This window comes from Marmoricola sp. Leaf446, assembly GCF_001424755.1.
Lineage (GTDB): Bacteria > Actinomycetota > Actinomycetes > Propionibacteriales > Nocardioidaceae > Marmoricola.
Map to the genome: position 1 here is coordinate 841811 of NZ_LMRF01000001.1, position 16080 is coordinate 857890.

A 16080-nucleotide genomic window follows, 5' to 3' on the forward strand; every position below is an offset into this window, starting at 1 on the left:
CCGTGCCCGCGTCGCGACGACGCGGGACCGGCACCAACCAGGAGGCCGTACGCCGACACAACCTGGCCACCCTCCTGGGTCACGTGCACCACTCCGGTGGGGTCTCGCGCGCCCAGCTGACCGAGCGGATGGGGCTCAACCGCTCCACCATCGGCGACCTCGTGCGCGAGCTCGACGAGCTGGGGGTGGTGCACCAGTCGACCCCCGAGCTGGGCGGCACCCGCGCCGGGGCCGGGCGGCCCTCGCTCGACGTCAACCCCGACCCCGACTCGGTGCACGTGCTCGCCGCCGAGCTCGGCGTCGACACCCTCGACGTGGCCCGGGTGGGCCTCGGCGGCGGGGTGCTCGACCGGATCTCGCGCCCCACCCCCGCCTCGCCCGACCCCGACGTGGTGGTCGACCTCGTCGTCGACATGCTGCGCGAGCTGCTGGCCTCGGCCTCGCCCGGGTCGCGGCTGGTCGGCATCGGCGTCGCCGTCCCGGGTGTCGTCAACGACGCGACGGGGCTGGTGCGGTTCGCGCCCAACCTGGGCTGGAGCGACGTCTCGCTGACGCCGATGCTGGCCAGCCGGATCGGCCTGAAGGTGCCGGTCCGGCTCGGCAACGACGCCGAGCTGGGCGCCGTGGCCGAGCACATCCGCGGCGCCGGGCGCCACCTCTCCCACGTCGTCTTCCTGTCGTGCGACGTGGGCGTCGGTGGCGGCGTCATCGTCGAGGGCCTGCCGATGCGCGGAGCGAGCGGGTACGCCGGCGAGGTCGGCCACCAGCGCTTCGACAACGGCTCGGCCCGGTGCCGCTGCGGCAACACCGGCTGCTGGGAGACCGAGATCGGCTCCCACGCCGTCGCCGAGGCGGTCGGCTGCCCGCCCGACCGGATGGACGAGCTCGAGCAGTACCTCCGTCCCGGCCAGCCCGTCCCGCCCGCGCTGCGCCGGCTCGCGCACTCGCTCGGCGTCGGCCTCGGCGGGCTGGTCAACGTCTTCAACCCCGAGGTGGTCATCCTCGGCGGCGTGCTGCGGTGGGTCTACCCGCTCGTGCGCGACGACGTCCTCGACGCCTTCGAGGCGTGGGCCCTGGAGGCCCCCGCCCGCGAGGCCAGCATCGTGCTGCCCTGGCTGGCCGGCGACTCGGTCATCGTCGGCGCCGCCGAGCTGGCCTTCACCGACCTGCTGGCCGACCCCGTCGGCTCGCTCGCCCGGGCCGAGGGTGCGCTCACGGCGGTGCTCGGGGTCTGAGCCGGCCCGTTCGCCCGAACGACGATCAGTTCGCGGTCGGGCGTCGTGCGGTCAGGCGTGGATCCGTCGTCGGGGTGGCGAACTGGTCGTCGCTCGGGTGGGGGTGGGGTCGTCGGCCGGGTGGTCGGCCGGGTCGGTGCGTGGTCGGCAGGCGCCGGTCGGCGTACGTGCTCGGCAGGCGCCGGTCGGCGTACGTGCTCGGCAGGCTTTTCTGGCGCTCGGCGGGCGTCGCAACACCTGCCAGGCACCAGATTCCCCGGACGTCCGGGGAACCAGCAGCCCCGTTCAGCCCGCGCGGGGGAGCGAACGCCGCCCGGCGTACGTCGCGTCGAGGGCGTCGAGGGCGGCGCCGACGGAGGCGGCGTGGAGGCCGAGGCTGCTGGGGGCGACGCGGGTACCGGGGCCGGTGAAGCCGGCGCCGAGGGCCTGCTCGAGCGCGGGGACGAGCACGTCGGCGAGCGGCACGAAGGCGCCGCCGAGCACCACGACGGCGGGGTCGAGGCCGAGCGCGAGGCCGGTGACGCCGCGGACCATCGCGGCCACGACCGGCTCCAGCAGGGTCGCGGCGTCGGGCAGGGCGGCGACGCGGGCGGCGTACGCCACGGGGTCCTCGCCCGCGGCGACCTCGAGCCCGGTGGCGGCCACGAGGCCGCGCTGACCGGCCAGCGCCTCCCAGCACCCGGTGCGGCCGCACGCGCAGGGCTGGTCGGTGCCGACGCGGAGGTGGCCGACCTCGCCGGCCAGGCCGCGGCTGCCGCGCAGCACCTCGCCGCCGGCGATGACGCCGGCGCCCAGCCCGACGGTGCCGGTGAGGTAGACGAGGTCGGTCTCGCCGACGGCCACGCCCTGCAGGCTCTCGGCCCGTGCGGCGCAGTTGGCGTCGTTGTCCACCGCCACGACGAGGCCGGGGGAGGACAGGCCGGCGGCGAGGCGGTCGGCGAGGGGCTCGGCGTGCCAGCCCAGGTTGGGGGCGTCGACGACCTGCCCGAGCGAGCGGTCGATCAGCCCGGGCACGGCCACCGTGAGGCCCAGCGCGCTCGCTCCGGTGGCGTGCAGCCGGTCGAGGTGCTCGCGCGCGAGCCGGAGCACCTGCTCGGTGCCGGGGGGCCCGGCGCCCCAGGCGGTGCGCTCGAACCACAGCTCGGCGCCGGTCAGGTCGAGGACGGTGACGGCGACGTAGTCGACGTTGACCTCGATGCCGATGCCCGCGTGCCGGCGTCCGTCGAGCCTGACCAGGGTGCCGGGGCGCCCGCGGCCGGGCTCGTCGCGGGCCGCCGGCGCCTCGAGGATGACGCCGAGCTCCTCGAGGTCGCCGACGATGGCCCCGACGGTGGCCTTGGCCAGCCCCGAGAGACGGGCCAGGTCGGCCCGGCTCCGGGCGGAGCCGTCACGCAGCAGCCGCAGCAGCACGGCGGTGTTGCGGCGGCGTACCTCGTCGGTGGCGGCCGGTCCCTGGGTGCGGGGACCGGCCGGCCGCGGGTCGAGGGGCACGGTCAGCGGATGCCGTAGAGGTGCTCCAGCGCGAGCTGGTCGAGCCGCTCGAAGGCCATGCCGCGCGCGCCGATGGCCTCCACGTCGGGCGCCGGGGCGTCGACGATGCTCTGCCAGGTCTCGCCCTCGGCCAGCGTCGGCACGGCGAGCTCGGGCAGGTGGGAGGCCTCGAGCGCCGCCTGGACCTCGGGGTCGGCGCGGAACGCCCGGGCCTTCTCGCGCAGGATCAGGTAGTTGCGCATGCACCCGGCGGCCGAGACCCAGACACCCTTGTCGTCCTCGGTGCGCGGGGTCTTGAAGTCGAAGTGGACCGGCCCGTCGTAGCCGCCCGCGAGCAGGGTGTCGACGATCCAGAAGGCGCCGCGGACGTTGCCGGCGCCGAAGCGGAGGTCCTGGTCGTACTTCGGGCCGTTCTGGCCGTTGAGGTCGATGTGGAACAGCTTGCCCTGCCACATCGCCTGGGCGTAGCCGGCGGCGGCGTTCATGCCGGCCATCTCCTCGTGCCCGATCTCGGGGTTGACCCCGACCAGCTCGGGGCGCTCGAGGCGCTCGATGAAGGCCAGCGCGTGGCCGACGGTGGGCAGCAGGATGTCGCCGCGGGGCTCGTTGGGCTTGGGCTCGATGGCGAACTTGAGGTCGTAGCCCTTCTCGGTGACGTAGTCGCCCAGCAGGTCGAAGGCCTCCTTGTAGCGGTCGAGCGCGACCATGACGTCCTTGGACGCCTGCGACTCCGCACCCTCGCGGCCGCCCCAGGCGACGTAGACCTTGGCGCCCAGCTCGGCGGCCAGGTCGATGTTGCGCATCGTCTTCTGGAGCGCGAACCGGCGTACGTCGCGCAGGTTGGAGGTGAAGGCGCCGTCCTTGAAGACGGGGTGGCCGAAGAGGTTGGTGGTCGCGGTGGTGACGACCAGGCCGGTGTCGGCCAGCGACTTCTTGAAGCCGTCGAGGATCTTCTCGCGCTCGGAGTCCGAGGAGCCGAACGGCACCACGTCGTCGTCGTGGAAGTTCACGCCGTAGGCACCGATCTCGGCCAGCTTCTCGACCGCGCGGACGGGGTCCATGGCGGGGCGGGTGGGCTCGCCGAAGGGGTCGCGGCCGGGGTACTGCACGGTCCAGAGCCCGAAGGAGAACTTGTCCTCGGGGCGCGGGGTGAGGTCGGTCATGGTGGTGCCTCTCTGGTGGGGCTGGCGGAGGGGTGGGGCGTCAGGAGGGGGTGGACCAGCCGGCGGTGCGCTCGCGCAGGTCGGCGTACGCCGCGCGCAGCTCGCCGGCGTCGGGGCCGTCCTCGGGGCCGTCGAGCTCGGTGGCCGGGACCGGCCAGTCGGGGGGCGTCTCGGTGCCGAGGAGCGTCCAGGCGGCCTGGCGGGCGGCGCCCAGGGCGACGTACTCCCCGGGGTCGGGCAGGGCGACGGGCAGCCCGAGCACGGCCGGCGCGAGGGCCCGGACGGCCGGGTTGCGGGCGGCCCCGCCGATGAGCAGGGCGCGGGCGGGGGAGGCGTCGGACATGGCGTCCATGGCGGCCAGGGCGTCGGCGAGGCTGAGCAGCAGGCCCTCGACGTGGGCGCGGGCGAGGTCCTCGCGGGTGGTGGCGCTGGTGAGGCCGTGGAGCGTGCCGGCGGCGTCGGGACGGGCCGGGGTGCGCTCGCCGTCGAGGTAGGGCAGCAGGGTCAGGCCGTGGGCGCCGGGCACCGAGGCCAGGGCCAGCTCGGCGAGGCCGGCGTGGTCGACGCCGAGCAGCCGGGCGCCGAGGTCGAGGATGCGGGCGGCGTTGACGGTGCAGGCCAGCGGCAGGAAGCGACCGGTCGCGTCGGCGAAGCCGGCGACCATGCCGGTGCCGTCGGCCGACGGGCCCGCGGCGACCATCGAGACCACGCCGGAGGTGCCGATCGAGACGCCGGCGTCGCCCTGCTTGAGCCCCAGCCCGAGGGCGGCGGCCATGTTGTCGCCGGTGCCCGGGGCGATCACGGCGCGACCGTGGTGGCCGACGACCTCGGCGGGCTCGGCGATCCGCGGCAGCACGAGCGAGCGGCCGGCGGCGCGCTCGAGCACCTCGGGCATCCAGTCGTCGGTGTGCGGCGAGAAGTAGCCCGTGCCCGAGGCGTCGCCGCGGTCGGTGGTGGCCTCCTCGGGCCGCCCGGCGAGGTGCCAGGTCAGGTAGTCGTGGGGGAGCAGCACCCGGTGGGCCCGGCCCAGCGCGTCGGCGGCGTGGTCACGCATCCAGCGCAGCTTGGTCACCGTGATCGAGGCGTTGAGCACCGAGCCGGTCAGGTCGGCGCTGGCCTGCGGCCCGCCGAGCTCCTCGACCAGGTCGGCGGCGGCGCCGGCGCTGCGCATGTCGTTCCACAGCAGCGCGTCGTGGACGGGGTCGCCGGCGGCGTCGAGCACCACCGAGCCGTGCTGCTGACCGCCGATGGCGACCGCGTCGGCGCGCTCCAGCAGCGGTCCGGCCGCCTCGTCGAACGCCTCCAGCCAGCGCCGCGGGTCGACGGCGGTGCCGTCGGGGTGGCGGGCCGCCCGCTGCTCCACCACCTCGCCGCTGTCGGCGTCGACGAGCAGCGCCTTCGTGGACTGGGTGGAGGAGTCGACACCGAGGACCAGAGGCATGCGGCTAATTTATACGACTCCTGAACTAAGTCAAGGGTGGCGGGTATGCGGGGTACGCCCGACCTGCGAATGTGGTGGGAGCGACTCGTGCGAGCCACGCCCGTCCCACCGGCCACATTCGCATGTCGGGGGCCGGCCGACGGGGCGGCCACCTCAGGCGTAGGTCGTGCCGCGCTGTCGGACCGGACGGCCGATGCCCGACCCGATCTCCTCGAGCTCGGCGACGGTCTTCGCCGAGCCGTGCTCGGAGCCGGCCATCCGCGAGATGGTCTCCTCCATCAGGGTGCCGCCGAGGTCGTTGGCGCCGGCCCGGAGCATCGCGCGGGTGCCCTCGACGCCGAGCTTGACCCAGCTGGTCTGGATGTTCTCGATGCGGCCGTGCAGCAGGATCCGGGCCATCGCGTGGACGGCCAGGTTGTCGCGCAGGGTCGGGCCGGGGCGGGCGACGCCGGCGAGGTAGATCGGGGCGCTGGTGTGCACGAACGGCAGCGGCACGAACTCGGTGAACCCGGTCGTCCCCGCGGCCAGCGACTCGTCCTGGATGCGGGAGAGGACGCGCAGGTGGTTGACCCAGTGACGGGGGTTGTCGACGTGGCCGTACATCATCGTGCTGGTCGTGGGGATGCCCACGCGGTGGGCGGTGCTGATCACCTCCACCCAGGTGCGGGTCGGCAGCTTGCCCTTGGTCAGCACCCAGCGGACGTCGTCGTCGAGGATCTCCGCGGCCGTGCCGGGGATGGTGTCCAGCCCCGACTCGCGCGCCTTGATCAGGAAGTCCTCGAACGACAGGCCCGTGCGCGAGGACCCGTTGACGATCTCCATCGGCGAGAAGGCGTGGACGTGCATCTGGGGCACGCGCTGCTTCACCGCGGCCGCGAGGTCGAAGTACGCCGTCCCGGGCAGCTCGGGGTCGATCCCGCCCTGCATGCAGACCTCGGTGGCGCCCAGGCCCCACGCCTCCTCGGCCCGGTCGGCGACCTGGTCCAGCGACAGCGAGTAGGCGTCGGCGTCGGTGCGCCGCTGCGCGAACGCGCAGAACCGGCAGCCGACGTAGCAGACGTTGGTGAAGTTGATGTTGCGGTTGACGACGTACGTCACGTCGTCGCCCACGGTCTCGCGGCGCAGGTCGTCGGCCAGCCGGCAGACCTGGTCGAGCAGGTCGCCCTCGGCGGTCATCAGGGTCAGAGCGTGCTCGTCGGAGAGGTTGCCCGGGTCGGTCTCGGCGGCGCGGAGGGCGTCGGCGCCCGGCGTACGCCCGGGTAGTCCGAGACGAAGAGCACCGCCATCGGCGCCCGAGCGGTGCTTTTCGTCTCGGACTACCCCGGCGGCGACCTGGTCACGCAGCTCGTCCCAGTCGCCGTAGACCTCGTCGAAGTCGGAGCGGCGGTCGTCGGTGCGGCCGGTGGTGTCGACGGCGGCGTGGAGGTCGGTGCGGCCGACGCCGGCGAAGCCGCCGTCGGGCTCCTGCCACGGCAGGCCGACGGGGCGTACGCCGCTGCGCAGCAGGCCGTCGTCGTCGGCCAGCGCCGCGACGTGGGCCGAGACGCGGGGGTCGATCCAGGGCTCGCCGGCCACGACGTACTCCGGGTGCACCGTCAGTCGGGCGCGCAGCGACAGCCCGGCGGCGGCGGTGACCTCGCGGAGCCGGTCGAGCGAGGGCCAGGGCCGCTCGGGGTTGACGTGGTCGGGGGTGAGCGGGGAGACGCCGCCCCAGTCGTCGACGCCTGCGGCCAGCAGGGCGCGGCACTCCTCGAGGTCGACCAGGTTGGGCGGGGCCTGCAGCCGGACCTTCGGGCCGAGCACGACGCGGGCGGTGGCCAGCGCCGCGAGGTACTCCTGCAGCCCGAGGTCGTCGGTGTGGCGCATCGCGGTGTCCGGCTTGGCGCGGAAGTTCTGGACGATCACCTCCTGCACGTGGCCGGAGCGGCGGGCGACGCGGCGTACGGCGAAGATCGACTCGGCCCGCTCGGTCAGCGTCTCGCCGATGCCGACCAGGATGCCGGTGGTGAACGGCACCGAGAGCCGACCGGCGTCCTCGAGCACCCGCAGCCGCACCTCGGGGTCCTTGTCGGGGGAGCCGAAGTGGGCCAGCCCCCTGGTCTCGAACAGCCGTCGCGAGGTGGTCTCGAGCATCATCCCCATCGAGGGGGAGACGGGCTTGAGCCGGTTGATCTCCTCCCACGACATCACCCCGGGGTTGAGGTGGGGCAGCAGCCCGGTCTCCTCCAGCACCCGCACGGCCATGGCGCGCACGTAGGCCAGGGTCGAGTCGTAGCCCTGCTCGTCGAGCCAGGCGCGGGCCTCGGGCCAGCGGTCCTCGGGCCGGTCACCGAGGGTGAACAGCGCCTCGGCGCAGCCCAGGGCGGCGCCCTGCCGGGCGATGTCGAGGATCTCGTCGGGGGAGAGGTACGGCGCCTCGCCCGCGCGCTCGAGGTGCCCGGGCGTGGTGACGAAGGTGCAGTAGTGGCAGCGGTCGCGGCACAGCCGGGTGACCGGGACGAACACCTTGGGGGAGTACGTCACGACGCCGGGGCGGCCGGCAGCCACCAGGCCCGCGTCGCGCACCCGGGAGGCGACGGTCGAGAGCCGCTCCAGGTCCTCGCCGCGGGCGGCCAGCAGCGCCGTCGCCTCGGCGACGTCGAGGGCCGCACCCCGCTCGGCGCGGGCCAGCGCTCGGCGGACCTGCTGCGGGGTGGGGCCGGGCTCGGTATCGGTGTCGGCGCTCATCGCGGATCAGGCTAGCCCGGGGACGGGACCGGCAGCTCCAGGCCCGCCTCGGCCATCACCCGGCGGAGCACGTCGGGCCGGTTGGTGATCAGGCCGTCCACGCCCAGGTCGACCAGCAGCCGCATCGTCGGCGCGTCGTCGACGGTGTAGGGCAGCACCCGCAGGCCGGCGTCGTGCGCCTGCGCGACCAGGGCCGGGGTGAGGCTGCTGCGGCTCGGCGAGAGGGCGTCGAAGCCGAGGCCGGCCGCGGCCAGGGCCACGCTGTCGCCGTAGTCGTCGATGTCGAGCCCGGCCAGCCACGGCGAGGCGCCCGGCTGGTCGACCTCGAGCCGGTCGGTGGTGCTGAGCGCGTTGAGCCGCAGGCCGGGCTCGGCGGCGTGGACGAGCCGCAGCACCGCCCAGTCGAAGCTCTGCACCGAGGTGCGGGCGACCACGCCCGTGTCGGTGAGCAGCCCGACCACCGCCTCGACGAAACGCTCCCGCGGCGCGGTCTCCTCGGGGTGCAGCACGTCGAACTTGGTCTCGACGTTGAGGCCGACGTCCGCGCCGCGCTCGTGCACCAGCTCGACGAGCTGGGCGAGCGTGGCGAGCGGTTCGGGGCCGCAGGAGGGCAGCGTCGCGAGCTCGTCCCAGGTGCGGCGGGCGATCAGGTGGCCGGCGTACGTGCGTTCGTGGGAGAGCAGCGGCACCCCGTCGGCGCTCACGTGGACGTCGCACTCCAGCGTGCTCACGCCGAGCGCCAGGGCCCGGTCGAAGGCCATCAGCGAGTTCTCCGGCCAGAGCCCGGCCCCGCCGCGGTGGGCCTGGAGGTCGAAGCGCGGGCGCGCGCTCAGCTCGTCCACTCCTTGAGGCGCCGCACGAGGCTCGCCGGGTCGTCGTCGACCGGCACCACGTTGAGGTTGGTGACCCCCGCCTCGGCGTACGCCGCCAGCCGCTCGCGCACGTGGCCCTCGGGCCCCACCAGGTTGGTCTGCTCGAGCAGCTCCAGGGGCACGGCCGCCTCGGCTTCCCGCTTGTGGCCCGAGAGGTAGAGGTCCTGGATGCGGGCGGCCTCGGCCTCGAAGCCGTACTGCCCGACGAGGTCGTTGTAGAAGTTCTTGCCCCGGGCGCCCATGCCGCCGACGTAGAGCGCGGTGTGGGGGCGGGCGAGGTCGAGCAGGTGCTTGACGTCGTCGCCGACCGCGACCATGCCGCCGCCCACGACCTCGAGCGGGCCCAGCTCCGCAGGCCGCTTGGCCGTGCCGGCGGCCAGGGCCTCGCCCCACACCGCCTGGGCGCCCTCGGGGCTGAAGAGGAACGGCAGCCAGCCGTCGGCGTACTCCGCGGTGCCCTCGACCGACTTCGGCCCCAGCGCCGCGATGTAGATCGGCACCGAGGAGCGCTCGGGGTGGGTCAGCATCTTCAGCGGCTTGCCGAGGCCGGTGCCCTGGTCGGGCGGCAGCGGCAGCGTGAACTGGCGGCCGTCGTGCTGGAGCACCTCGCGGCGCAGCGCGGCCCGGACGATGTCGACGACCTCGCGGGTGCGGCCGACCGGCGCGCGGTAGGGCATCCCGTGCCAGCCCTCGATCACCTGCGGGCCCGAGGCGCCGAGCCCGAGGATGGCGCGGCCGCCGGAGACGTTGTCGAGCCCGGCGGCGGTCTGGGCGAGCAGCGCGGGCGTGCGGGAGTAGACGTTGAGGATGGCCGAGCCGATCTCGACGGTCTCGGTGCGCGCGGCGAGGTAGCCCATCAGCGTGGCGGCGTCGAAGCCGTAGGCCTCGGCCACCCAGATGGTGTCGAGACCCGCCTGCTCCAGGCCCGCGACCCGGTCGGCGGTCTCGCGGGGGTTGCCGGCGTAGGTCAGCTGCGTGGAGATCTTCACGCAGCGAACCTAGAGGGGTCAGGGTCGGCGGGCCAGCCCGCTGGGCCACCAGGTGCGCGGTCCGATCCAGTGGCACAGCGCGGGCACCAGCAGCGAGCGGACCACGAGCGCGTCGAGCAGCACGCCGAAGGCGACGATGAACGCGATCTGGGCCAGGAACAGGATCGGGATCACGCCGAGCGCGGTGAAGGTGGCGGCGAGCACCACGCCGGCCGAGGTGATCACGCCACCGGTGACCGACAGGCCCTTGAGGATGCCGGGCCGGGTGCCGCGGCGCAGCGACTCCTCGCGCACCCGGGTCATCAGGAAGATCGAGTAGTCGATGCCGAGCGCGACCAGGAACACGAACGCGATCAGCGAGGTCGAGGGGTCGCTCGCGGGGTAGTCGAAGACGTGCTCGAAGACCAGCGCGCTGACGCCCATGGTGGCGCCGAAGGACAGCACGTTGGCCAGGATCAGCAGCAGCGGCGCGACCAGCGAGCGCAGCAGCAGGGCGAGCACGACGAGGATCACCAGCAGGATCGCGGGGATCACCACCGCGCGGTCGCGCTGGGTGGTCTCGCGGGTGTCGACGAGGATCGCCGTCGACCCGCCGACCAGGACGTCCTCGTCGAGCACGTGCAGGTCGGTGCGCAGCTGCTCCAGCGTCCGGGTGGCGGCGGCGGAGTCGCCGGGGGCGTCCAGCGTGGCCAGCACCACCACCTCGCCGTCGACGACCTTGGGCGTCGTCGGGTCCTCGGGCGAGGCGGGCAGCGCGAACACGGTCGGGGTGCGGTCGGTGGGTCGGGCGATGCCGGGGTGGTCCTGCAGCAGGTCGACGGCCTCGCGCACCAGCGCGGCCGGGACGACGACCTGCACCGGGCTGGAGCTGTCGGACTCGAAGTGGTCGTCGAGCACCTCCTGCGCCCGCACCGAGTCGACCTCGGTCAGGAACAGCTCGGTCTGCGGCACCGGGTCCTCGTCGAGGGTGGTGATGAAGGCCGCCAGCACCCCCAGCACCAGCGTGGTCACCACGGCCACCGCGGGGGCACGGCGGCCCACCAGCCGGGCCACCCGGCCCCAGACGCCCCGCTCGTCGCGGTGCTCCGAGCCGTGGGTCGGCATGAACGGCCAGAAGGCCACCCGGCCCAGCAGCACCAGCATCGCCGGCAGCAGCGTGAGCGAGGCCAGCACGGCGCCCACGATGCCCAGCGCCCCGACCGGGCCGAGGCCGGCCAGGCTGGAGAGGTCGGAGAGCAGCAGGCAGAGCAGACCGAGCACGACGGTGAGCCCGGAGGCCACCACCGGCTCCCAGGTCGCCGCCAGCGCCCGGCCCATCGCGGTGAAGCGCGACTCGTGGTCGCGCAGCTCCTCCCGGAACCGCGAGACCACCAGCAGCGAGTAGTCGGTGGCCGCGCCGATCGCGAGGATGAACAAGATGCCCTGGCTCTGGCCGTTGACGTCGAGCACGTCGGCCCGCGCCAGGCCGTAGACCGCCGCCGAGGCGACCCCGAGGGCGAGCACCGAGGAGAAGATCACCACCAGCGGCAGCACCGGGGTGCGGTAGACGACCAGCAGGATCACGAGCACGACCAGCAGCGCGACGACCAGCAGGATCCCGTCGATGGCGCCGAAGGCCTCGATGAAGTCGCCGAGGATGCCGCCCTGGCCGCCGACCAGCACGGTCAGGCCCGCGGGCGGGTCGGCGACGACGTCGCGCACCAGCCCGACCGTCTCGAGCAGCGCGTCGCCGTCCCGGGCGTCGAGGTTGACCACCAGCTGGGCGGCCTCGCCGTCGGTCGAGGGGATCGGCCCGGTCACCCCGGAGGCGGCCAGGCCCGGCACGTCGGCCAGCTCCCCGGCGTACTGCTGGAGGAGGGCGGTGTCCTGCTCGGTCAGGCCGCCGGCGCGCTCGGCGACCACGACGGCCGGCAGCGTGTCCTCGTCCTGGAACCGCACCAGCTTCTCCAGGGCACGCGTGGACTCCGCGCTCTGCGGGAGGAAGGCGGCGTTGTCGTTCTCCTGGATCGACCCGAGCTGCCCGGCGAAGCTGCTCAGCGGCCCGCCGACGAACACCCACAGCAGCAGCACCGCGACCGGCAGCAGCCACCGCCGTGACCGGCCCGCCCGGTGCGTCCCTCTCGCCATGGGCCCCAGCATCACCTACCCCGGCAGCAGGCGGCAGGGTGGCTCGGGGGTGGACCAGTCAGCCGGCCAGGCCGGCGACGACCTCGGCGCCGGGCAGCTCGGCGAGGAGCCGGCCGGGCAGCACCAGCTTGGACCCGCGTACGCCGCTCCCGACGACCGCCTGGTCGATGTCGACGACCCGCTCGTCGAGCAGCAGCCGCCACCCCTCGGGCAGCCCGACCGGGGTGATGCCGCCGTGCTCCATGCCGGTCTCGGCCACGGCCCGGTCGTGGTCGAGGAAGGAGCACTTGCGCACGTCGAGCAGCCTCTTGACCACGGTGTTGACGTCGGCGCGGGTGTCGGCGCGGACGATGCATGCTGCGGTGCGCTCCTCGCCGGCACGCCGGCCCATCACCACGACGCAGTTGGCGCTCGCCTCCAGGGAGACCTCGTAGGCCTCCGACATCGCGGCGGTGTCGGCCAGGGCCGGGTCGATCACGGCCAGCAGGACCTCGTCCGCGTGCGGCCAGGCGGCGAGCGCGCGGCGTACGGGATCGGCGAGCAGGTCGGGACGGGAGGTCGCGGGGACGAGGTCGAGGGTGCCGAGTCGGGGCATGACGGCCACCGTAGTCGTGGCGTTCGCCTCGACGTCGCCGTCCCGTCACCTCGGCCGAGGAGCCTGGAGGCCGTGAGCGGACCCCTCGTCATCGGCCACCGCGGCGCCAGCGGGCACCGCCCCGAGCACACCGCGGCGGCGTACCGGCTGGCCTGGCGCTCCGGCGCCGACTCCGTCGAGCCCGACGTCGTCGCGACGCGCGACGGCGTGCTCGTGTGCCGCCACGACCTCGAGCTCTCGGGCACCACCGACGTCGCCGACCACCCCGAGCTGGCCCACCTGCGCCGCCGGCAGGTCGTCGACGGACAGGTCGAGGAGGGGTGGTTCGTCCACGACCTCGACCTCGCGCAGCTGCGGACGCTGCGCGCCCGCGAGCGCTGGCCGCGGCGCCGTCAGCGGAGCGCTGCCTTCGACGACCGGCTGCCGGTGCTGACCCTGGCTGAGCTGCTGCGGCTGCGCGAGGAGGAGTCGGCCCGGGCCGGTCGCACCCTCGGCGTCCACGTCGAGCTCAAGCACGCGGCCCACCTCGCCGGCCTCGGGCTGGCGCTGCACGAGCCGCTGGTCGACCTGCTGCGAGCCCACCGGCTCACCACCGCGCTCGCGCCGCTGACCGTGATGGCCTTCGAGGCCGACGTGCTGCGCCGGCTGCGTCGGGACGTCGACGTCGACCTGGTGCAGCTCGTCGACAAGGGGCAGTCCAAGGCGCTGCGGCGCGGCCGGCTGCACAAGGTGGGGGAGTACGCCACCGGCGTCGGCCTGCACAAGCAGCTCGCGCTGCCCCGGGACGCCGACGACCGCAGCACCGGCCCCGGTCCGGCCGTGGAGCGGGTGCAGTCGCGTGGGCTCGACGTGCTGGTCTGGACGCTGCGCAACGAGAACCGCCACCTGCCCGCCGAGCTGCGCGTCCCCGGCCCGCCCCGCCGCCACGGCCACGCCGACCTTGAGGTCGAGGCCCTGCTCGCCCTCGGGGTCGACGGCCTGCTGTGCGACCACCCCGAGACCGCCCTCGCCGTGCGCGCGCGGCGTACGGCTGCGGTGGCGGTGTAGCGCTCCCCGAGGAGGGTGGCTGGCGGACCCGATCGATCCGGCCGGCCCGGAGGCTCAGCGGCCCTTGAGGTCGCCGACGTCGGAGCGGAGCTGGCCCAGGATGCGGGTGAGCAGCCGGGAGACCTGCATCTGGGTGACGCCGATGCGGCTGGCGATCTCGCGCTGGGTGAGGCCCTCGTAGAACCGCATCGTCAGGATCTGGCGGTCGCGGTCGGAGAGCGCCCGCAGCACCGGGCGCAGCACCAGCCGGGCCTCGGAGGCCTGGTGGTCGAGGTCGTCGAAGGGGAGCAGGTCGCCCAGCGTCGTGAGGCCGTCGCCGCCCGCGGGGTGGTCGAGCGAGGCGGGCACGAAGCAGCCGTCGCTGGCCAGCGCCTCGATGACCGACGCCTCCGGCTCCTCGAGCCGGCGAGCGATCTCGGCGGGGAGGGGAGCGCGGCCGAGCTCGTTGGCCAGCTCGGCGTCGGCCACGTTGATGCGGGCCTGCAGCTCCTGGATGCGGCGCGGCGGTCGGATCATCCAGCCGTGGTCGCGGAAGTGCTTGCGCAGCTCGCCGCGGATGGTCGGCACGGCGTAGGACAGGAAGTCGTGGCCGGTGGTGACGTCGTAGCCGTTGGTCGCCTTGGTCAGCGCGAGCGCGGCCACCTGGCGCAGGTCGTCGAGCGGCACGCCGCGGGAGCGGTAGCGCTTGGCCTCGGCGTGGGCGAGCTCGAGGTGCAGCACGATCACCTGGTCGAGCAGCTGCTGCCGCTCCACGACCGACTCGGAGGCGAGCGCCAGCGTGAACAGCTCGCGGGTGCGCTCGTTGCGGGCCTGGCTGGCGTTGCTGCGGGCGACGGCTCGCCGGGCGGCACGGGTCTCCGGGGTGCTGGGAGCCGGGGTGGCGTCGTCGGGGCGCGCGTCGTCGACCGTCGTGCGCGTCGTCGCGCTGCGGTCGGCGCCCGAAGGCGGTGGAGCAGTGGTGGTCATCAGGCCACTCGACCTTGCTCTCCCGCGGGAGACAGGGTGCCGCGAGAACCCGTCGGGTCCCCAGGTGCCGGGTCGAGGTCTACAACCGGGCTCCCGCTGCCGTGACAGCAGCGCGTCCATGCACCATAGCCCACGAATCCGTCAAGTGGACGAACCGTCCAGTTTTTTGTTCAACCAGACGACAGGTGTTCACTCAGACGGGTCTCACAGCCCCAGGCTGCGCCCGATGATCTCCTTCTGGATCTCCGTCGTGCCGCCGTAGATCGTCGAGATCCGGCTGTCGAGGTAGGCCTTGGCGATGGGGAACTCCATCATGTAGCCGTAGCCGCCGTGGAGCTGGACGCCCTGGTTGACCAGCTTGTTCTGCAGCTCGGTGCACCAGTACTTCGCCATGGCGGCGTCGACCGCGGTCAGGTCGCCGGTGAGGTGCTTGCGCAGGCACTCGTCGAGGAACGCGCGGGCGACCCGGGTCTCGGTCGCCATCTCGGCCACGAGGAACCGGTTGTGCTGAAACTTGCCGATCGGCTTGCCGAACGCCTCGCGGGTCTTGGCGTAGTCCAGGCACATCGCGAGCACGGCCTCGCAGGCGGCGACGGCCTGCGCCGCGATGATCAGCCGCTCCTGGGGGAGGTTCATCATCAGGTAGATGAAGCCCTCGCCCTCCTGGCCCAGGAGGTTCTCCTTCGGCACCCGCACGTCGGTGAAGGACAGCTCGGCGGTGTCCTGCGCGTGCAGGCCGATCTTGTCGAGGTTGCGGCCGCGCTCGAAGCCCTCCATGCCGCGCTCCACGACGAGCAGGCTGATGCCCTTGTGGCCGGCGTCGGGGTCGGTGCGGGCCACGACGATGACGAGGTCGGCGTTGATGCCGTTGGAGATGAAGGTCTTGGAGCCGTTGAGGACGTAGTGGTCGCCCTGGTCGACGGCCGTGGTGCGGACGCCCTGGAGGTCGCTGCCGGCGCCCGGCTCGGTCATCGCGATGGACGTGATGGTCTCGCCCGAGACGCAGCCGGGGAGCCACCGCTGCTTCTGCTCCTCGGTGCCGAGGCTGGTCAGGTAGGGGACGATGATGTCGCTGTGCACCGAGAACCCGGGCCCGCTGACGTTGGCCCGGGCCTGCTCCTCGGACAGGATGACGTGGTAGCGGAAGTCCTGCACGCCCGGGCCGCCGTAGGCCTCCGGGACGTCGAAGCACAGCAGCCCGGCCTCGCCCGCCTTGGTCCACAGCTCGCGCGGCACGATGCCGTCGCGCTCCCACTGGTCGTGGTGGGGGACGACCTCGCGCTCGTAGAAGGTGCGCGCGGTCTTGCGGAAGTCCTCGTGCTCGTCGGAGTAGAGGGACGCGGACGTCTCGGCCATGGGGTCCTCGCAGCGGATCGGGTCGGGCGGATGCTGACACCACCACTGTCACAGCAACGGTGTCAACGATC

The 16080-nt window shown here is 74.0% G+C and carries 12 protein-coding genes; 2 read left to right on the forward strand and 10 right to left on the reverse strand.

Going from position 1 to position 16080, the window contains the following annotated elements:
* The first annotated feature begins 2 nt into the window (after nucleotides 1-2).
* The gene (locus ASG49_RS03905) at nucleotides 3-1235 is read left to right on the forward strand and encodes an ROK family protein (RefSeq protein WP_056537316.1); all 1233 of its coding nucleotides are present in this window, start codon (nucleotides 3-5) and stop codon (nucleotides 1233-1235) included.
* A 285-nt stretch (nucleotides 1236-1520) separates the two neighbouring features.
* Here ASG49_RS03905 and ASG49_RS03910 read toward each other — a convergent pair whose 3' ends face one another.
* From ASG49_RS03910 to ASG49_RS03945, 8 genes are all read right to left on the reverse strand, one after another.
* Entirely contained in the window at nucleotides 1521-2726 is a 1206-nt protein-coding gene (locus ASG49_RS03910) for an ROK family transcriptional regulator (protein WP_056537318.1), read from the reverse strand.
* A gap of 2 nt (nucleotides 2727-2728) precedes the next feature.
* Nucleotides 2729-3889, reverse strand: a complete 1161-nt coding sequence (gene xylA / locus ASG49_RS03915; RefSeq protein WP_056537320.1) for a xylose isomerase — start codon at nucleotides 3887-3889, stop codon at nucleotides 2729-2731.
* 40 nt (nucleotides 3890-3929) lie between these two features.
* Nucleotides 3930-5330: a xylulokinase gene (gene xylB / locus ASG49_RS03920; RefSeq protein ID WP_056537321.1), complete on the reverse strand. Its 1401-nt coding sequence runs from the start codon at nucleotides 5328-5330 to the stop codon at nucleotides 3930-3932.
* Between the two features lie 153 nt (nucleotides 5331-5483).
* The gene (locus ASG49_RS03925; protein ID WP_056537324.1) at nucleotides 5484-8057 is read right to left on the reverse strand and encodes a bifunctional FO biosynthesis protein CofGH; all 2574 of its coding nucleotides are present in this window, start codon (nucleotides 8055-8057) and stop codon (nucleotides 5484-5486) included.
* Nucleotides 8058-8068: 11 nt separating this feature from the next.
* The gene (locus ASG49_RS03930; RefSeq protein WP_056537326.1) at nucleotides 8069-8899 is read right to left on the reverse strand and encodes a glycerophosphodiester phosphodiesterase family protein; all 831 of its coding nucleotides are present in this window, start codon (nucleotides 8897-8899) and stop codon (nucleotides 8069-8071) included.
* Nucleotides 8887-9918: an LLM class F420-dependent oxidoreductase gene (locus ASG49_RS03935; protein WP_056537328.1), complete on the reverse strand. Its 1032-nt coding sequence runs from the start codon at nucleotides 9916-9918 to the stop codon at nucleotides 8887-8889. The genes ASG49_RS03930 and ASG49_RS03935 overlap by 13 nt, the downstream gene beginning before the upstream one ends.
* 18 nt (nucleotides 9919-9936) lie before the next feature.
* On the reverse strand, nucleotides 9937-12045 hold the full coding sequence (locus ASG49_RS03940; RefSeq protein ID WP_056537330.1) for an MMPL family transporter: 2109 nt from the start codon (nucleotides 12043-12045) through the stop codon (nucleotides 9937-9939).
* Between the two features lie 58 nt (nucleotides 12046-12103).
* Entirely contained in the window at nucleotides 12104-12640 is a 537-nt protein-coding gene (locus ASG49_RS03945) for a YbaK/EbsC family protein (RefSeq protein ID WP_056539737.1), read from the reverse strand.
* 72 nt (nucleotides 12641-12712) lie between these two features.
* Here ASG49_RS03945 and ASG49_RS03950 point away from each other — a divergent pair, with 72 nt between their 5' ends.
* Nucleotides 12713-13687: a glycerophosphodiester phosphodiesterase family protein gene (locus tag ASG49_RS03950; protein WP_056537333.1), complete on the forward strand. Its 975-nt coding sequence runs from the start codon at nucleotides 12713-12715 to the stop codon at nucleotides 13685-13687.
* Between the two features lie 54 nt (nucleotides 13688-13741).
* On the opposite strand, the gene ASG49_RS03955 is transcribed toward ASG49_RS03950, so the two are convergent.
* Together ASG49_RS03955 and ASG49_RS03960 are read right to left on the reverse strand one after the other, a co-directional pair.
* A complete protein-coding gene (locus ASG49_RS03955; protein ID WP_082533762.1) occupies nucleotides 13742-14653 on the reverse strand; it encodes a sigma-70 family RNA polymerase sigma factor in 912 nt (303 codons plus the stop codon).
* 204 nt (nucleotides 14654-14857) lie between these two features.
* Nucleotides 14858-16009: an acyl-CoA dehydrogenase family protein gene (locus ASG49_RS03960; RefSeq protein ID WP_056537336.1), complete on the reverse strand. Its 1152-nt coding sequence runs from the start codon at nucleotides 16007-16009 to the stop codon at nucleotides 14858-14860.
* Nucleotides 16010-16080: the final 71 nt, after the last annotated feature.